The 5,484-nt window shown below is 74.6% G+C and carries 2 protein-coding genes; both read right to left on the reverse strand.

The genetic code is table 11. From position 1 onward, the window contains the following. Positions 1-1,476: condensation domain-containing protein (locus J5Y04_RS40970; RefSeq protein WP_245206490.1), on the reverse strand; the 1,476-nt coding region annotated here is incomplete at its 3' end. Then, a partial coding sequence (locus J5Y04_RS40975) for a non-ribosomal peptide synthetase (protein ID WP_209417641.1) occupies positions 1,476-5,484 on the reverse strand: 4,009 nt, incomplete at its 5' end. The genes J5Y04_RS40975 and J5Y04_RS40970, both read right to left, overlap by 1 nt.

The raw sequence follows: 5,484 nt of genomic DNA on the forward strand, positions 1-5,484 counted from the left end.
CGCACCCGGCGACCCCGCCACCCGACCCGCGAACAACGCCGGCACCAACACCCCCGGCACCACACGACCCGTGTCGTTCCACCCCTCCAGAACCTGCCGGCGCTCCTCCGTTCCCAGCACCTCAACGGCCGAGAGGCGGGTCTGCGGTGCGTCGGCGATCGTGTCGACGACGCCGGCCAGCTGGTCGGCCAGTCGCCGAACGGTCCCGGCGTCGAAGAGGTCGGCTGCCGCGGTGAGGGTCAGTTCCAGGCCTGCCGGGGCGCCCCGGGAGTCGAGCGCCTCCCCCACGGCCACGTCCAGGTCGAACTTGGCCACCAGGGCGTCCGTCTCCCCCGGAAGGGAGCTGATCCGCAGCCCGGTGGCGTCCGCGGTCGATCCGCCACCGGTCGAACCGCCCCCGGTGGCGGTGCTGTTCTGCACGGTCAGCATGACCTGGAACAGCGGGTGACGAGCCAGCGAGCGGACCGGTGCCAGTTCCTCCACCAGACGCTCGAACGGCACGTCCTGGTGCGCGAACGCGTCCAGGCCGGTCTGCCGGACCCGCTCCAGCACCTCGCCGAACGTCGGGTCACCCGACACGTCGGTGCGCAGCACCAGGGTGTTGACGAAGAAGCCGACCAGATCGTCCAGCGCCTCGTCCGTACGCCCGGCGACCGCCGTCCCGATCGGGATGTCGGTGCCCGCGCCGAGACGCGACAGGGTCACCGCCAGGGCGCTCTGGAGCACCATGAAGAGAGTCGCCCCACGCTCCCGCGCCAGTGTGACGAGCCGGTGGTGCGTGTCGGCGCTCAGGTTCAGCCGGACGCTCAGGCCCCGGCGCGAGGCCACCGCCGGGCGCGGCCGGTCGGCCGGCAGCTCCAGCTCCTCCGGAATTCCGGCCAACGCCGTGCGCCAGTAGGCGAGTTGTTCGGAGAGGACGCTCTCCGGGTCGTCCTCGGAGCCGAGGACCTCCTGCTGCCACAGGGCGTAGTCCGCGTACTGCACCGGCAGCGGCTCCCACTGGGGCGCACCCCCTGCACGGCGCGCCGCGTAGGCCGTGGAGATGTCCCTCAACAGTGGTGCCAGCGACCAGCCGTCGCCGGCGATGTGGTGCAGGACCATCAGTAGGACGTGCTCGTCCTCGGCGGTCCTGAACAGCCGGGCCCGTACCGGTATCCGCGCGGACAGGTCGAACGGCTCGGCCGCCGTCCGGGCGATCGTGGCCTTCAGTTCCTCCGGGGCCACGGCCGCGAACGGCAGCTCGAACCCGGTCTCGCCGGTGTCCAGGATGCGTTGGTGGGGCCTGCCCCCGGAGGCGGGGAAGACGGTCCGCAGCACCTCGTGGCGGCCGATGACGTCCCGCAGGGCGGCGTCGAGTGCCCCGCGGTCGAGGTCCCCGGTCAGGCGCAGGGCCATCGGGATGTTGTAGGTGGCGCTCGGACCTTCCAGCTGGCTCAGGAACCACAACCGGCGCTGCGCGAACGACAACGGAATCATCAGGACTCCTCCTGCTTACGCATCGGCCGCAGTGCCGGCCTAGCTTTCTTCTGAATACCAGCCTGATCTGCCAGCCAGACCGCCAGTGCGGCCGGCGTCGGCAGTTCGAACAGCACGCGGATCGGCACCTCGACCCCCGAGGCCGCGCGGACCCGGTTGGCCAGCTTGGCGACGAGCAGCGAGTGGCCGCCGAGTGCGAAGAAGTTGTCCTCCGCCCCGACCACCGTCAGTCCCAGGACCTGGGCGAAGGCCTCGCAGAGCAGTTCCTCGCGCGCGTTCGCCGGGCCCCGGCCGGTGCCCGCGACGACCGTGTAGTCCGGGAGGGGCAGGGCCCTGCGGTCCAGCTTCCCGTTCACGGTCACCGGCAGCGCGTCCAGCACTACCACCGCCGAGGGCACCATGAACGGGGGCAGTACGTCGGCGACGTGGCGGCGCACGGACTCGGCCAGTTCGGCGGAGGCCGCGGCGGCAGGCGCGTCGGCCGGAGCGGCGGCAGGAGCTTCCGCCGGCACCACGTAGGCCACCAGCCGCTTGTCGCCGGGGACGTCCTCACGGGCGACCACCGCCGCCTGCGTCACACCCGGGTGGTCCGCGACCACGGCCTGGACCTCGCCCGGCTCGACCCGGAACCCGCGGATCTTCACCTGCTCGTCCGCCCGGCCGGCGAACACCAGCCGCCCGTCCGGCGTCCACCGCGCACGGTCGCCCGTGCGGTACATCCGCTCGCCCGCGGCGCCGAGCGGCGAGGCGACGAACCGCTCCGCCGTCAGCCCCGCGCGCCCGGCGTACCCGCGCGCCAGGTTGGCGCCGGCCACGTACACCTCGCCGGCCACCCCGGGCGGCGCCGGCTGCAACGCATCGTCGAGGACGTACACCCGGCTGTCGACGACGGGCGTGCCGAGGTGCGGCTGCTCGTCGGGTCGCAGCGGGGCCGAGACGGCGGCGGCCACCGTCGTCTCGGTCGGCCCGTAGCCGTTGAGGAAGCGCCGGCCGTCCGCCCAGCGCGCCACCAGCTCACCGCTCAGGGCCTCGCCGACCGCCGCCACCGTCGACAGCGACGGCAGGGTCGCCGGGTCCAGCGCCCCCAGTGCGGCGGGCGGCGCGAGCAGGTGCGTCACCCCGTGCCGCGCCACCAGCTCCGTCAGCCCCGCCCCGGGCAGCAGCTCCTGTGCTGTGCCCAGCACCAGCCGGGCTCCGTTGCAGAGCGCCAGCAGGATCTCGAAGACCGCGCCGTCGAAGCCGACCGAGGCGAACTGCAGCACCCGGCTCGCCCCGTCGACCGCGAACCGCTCGACCTGCGTCCGCCGTAGGGCGGCCACCCCGGTGTGCGGGACGACCACGCCCTTCGGCCGTCCGGTCGAGCCGGAGGTGTAGATGACGTACGCGGCGTGCTCCGGTGACAGCGCCCCCGTGCGGTCGGCGTCCGTCACCTCCGCCGGGTCGCAGCCGGCCAGTTCGGCGGCGAGTTGCGGCCCGTCCAGCACCAGGACCGGCAGGCCGGGGGCCTGCGGCGCCGGGCCCGGGACCGAGCCCGCGTTCGCCGTGGTGGTCAGTACGCAGACGGGCGACGTGTCCGCCAGCATGAGGGCGATCCGCTCGGCCGGGTGCGCCGGGTCGAGCGGCAGGCAGGCGGCCCCGGCCTTCCAGGCCCCCAGGAACGCGACCACCAGCTCCACCGAGCGGTCGGCCAGGACGGCCACCACCGACTCCGGGCCGACACCACGGCCGATCAGCAGCCGGGCCAGCCGGTTCGCCCGCGCGTCCAGCTCCGCGTAGGACAGCTCGGTGTCGCCGAGGACCACCGCCACCGCCTGCGGCGTCCGCGCCACCTGGGCGGCGAACAGCCCCGCCACCGTGCTCGGCGGCACGGCCCGCGCCGTCGTGTTCCACTCCTCGACGACCTGCCGGTGCTCGTCCGGGTCCAGGACCCGGATGCTCCGGACCGGGGCGTCGGGCGCCTCGGCCAGCGCGGCCAGCACGCGGACCAGCCGGTCCGCGAGGCGCCGGGCGGTGCCCGCGTCGAAGAGGTCCGCCGCCGCGATCAGCACGCCGTGCAGGCCCGCCGGCGCCCCCTCGGCGTCCAGCAGCTCGCCGAAGCTCAGGTCCAGGTCGAACTTGCCCGCCGCCGGACCTGCCGGCACCGCGCCCGCCCGCAGACCGGGCAGCGCCAGCGAGGCCGATCCCGTGTTCTGCATCGTCAGCATGGTCTGGAACAGCGGGTGGCGGGCCAGCGACCGGGCCGGGGAGAGCTCCTCGACCAGTCGCTCGAACGGCACGTCCTGGTTGGCGAAGGCGTCCAGGCCCCGCTCCCGGACCCGCTCCAGCACCTCGGCGAACGTCGGGTCGCCCGAGAGGTCGGTCCGCAGGACGAGCGTGTTGACGAAGAAGCCGACCAGGTCGTCCAGCGCCTCGTCCGTCCGCCCGGCGACCATCGAGCCGATCGGGATGTCCTCGCCCGCGCCCAGCCGGTTGAGCAGCACCGCCACGGCGGACTGCAGCACCATGAACAGGGTCACCCCGCGCTCCCGCGCGAGCTCCCGGAGCCGCTCGTGCAACCCGGCCGGAACGTCCACGGCCACCTGGTGGCCGCGGTGCGAGGCCGTCCCCGGCCTGACCCGGTCCGCGGGAAGCTCCAGCTCCTCCGGTAGCCCGGCCAACGCCGAACGCCAGTAGGTCAGTTGACCGGCGAGCACGCTGTCCTGCGCGCCCTCCGCCCCGAGCAGCTCGCGTTGCCACAGGGCGTAGTCGGCGTACTGAACCGGCAGCGGCGCCCAGTCGGGGGCCCGGCCGGCCAGCCGCGCGGTGTAGGCCGCGGAGAGGTCGCGGGCCAGCGGCGCGGTCGACCAGCCGTCGGTGGCGATGTGGTGGACGAGCAGCAGCAGGACGTGCTCCTCCGGGCCCAGCACGAACAGCTGTGCCCGCAACGGGATCTCCGCGGCCAGGTCGAACGGGCGCCCGGCCGCGTCACGCACGGCCGCGTCCAGCTCCGCCGCCGTCACCTCGACGGTTCGCAGGCGGAACCCTGCCTCCTCGACCGCGAGGATCCGCTGGTGGGGCTCGCCGTCCACCGCGGGGAACACCGTGCGCAGCACCTCGTGGCGCCCGAGGACGTCACGCAGGGCGGCGGCGAGCGCCTCCCGGTCCAGCGCACCGCTCAGACGCAGCGCCGTCGGCGTGTTGTAGGTGGCACTCGGCCCCTCCAGCTCGCCCAGGAACCAGAGCCGGCGCTGGGCGAAGGAGAGCGGCACCCGCTCCGGTCGCTCCTGGCGTGCGAGCGCGGTGCGGCCCGTGCCGGCCTGGCCCAGGACGGCGGCGAGGGCGGCGGGCGTTGGCGCCTCGAACAGCGCCCGGACCGACAGTTCCACGCCGAGGACCGTCCGGACGCGCCCGACCAGGCGCATCGCGAGCAGGGAGTGGCCGCCGAGGGCGAAGAAGTCGTCCTCCACCCCGACGGCGGGCAGGCCCAGGATCTCGGCGAACGCCTGGCAGAGCAGTTCCTCCCGCGCGTCCGCCGGCCCGCGGCCCACCCCGGCCGCGTACGCGGGGGCGGGCAGCGCCTTGCGGTCCAGCTTCCCGTTGACGGTCAGCGGCAGCGCGTCGAGGACGACCACCGCCGACGGCACCAGGTACGCGGGAAGCCGTTCGGCCGCGAACTCCCGGACGAGAGCGGCGAGTTCTCCACCGTCCTGGCCCACCTCGGGGACGGCGTAGGCGACCAGGCGCTTGTCACCCGGCGTGTCCTCCCGGACGACCACGGCGATCTGCGCCACCCCCGGCGCCGCACCGAGCGCCTGCCGCACCTCACCCGGCTCGACCCGGAACCCGCGGATCTTCACCTGCTCATCCGCCCGGCCCGCGAACACCAACCTGCCGTCGGCCGTCCACCGCGCCACATCCCCGGTGCGGTACATCCGCTCACCCGCCGCGGCGAACGGGCAGGCCACGAAACGCTCCGCCGTCAGACCCGCCCGACGCACATAACCACGCGCCAACCCGGCCCCCGCCACA

The sequence above is a fragment of the Kitasatospora sp. RG8 genome, from assembly GCF_017813315.1.
Classification (GTDB): domain Bacteria; phylum Actinomycetota; class Actinomycetes; order Streptomycetales; family Streptomycetaceae; genus Kitasatospora.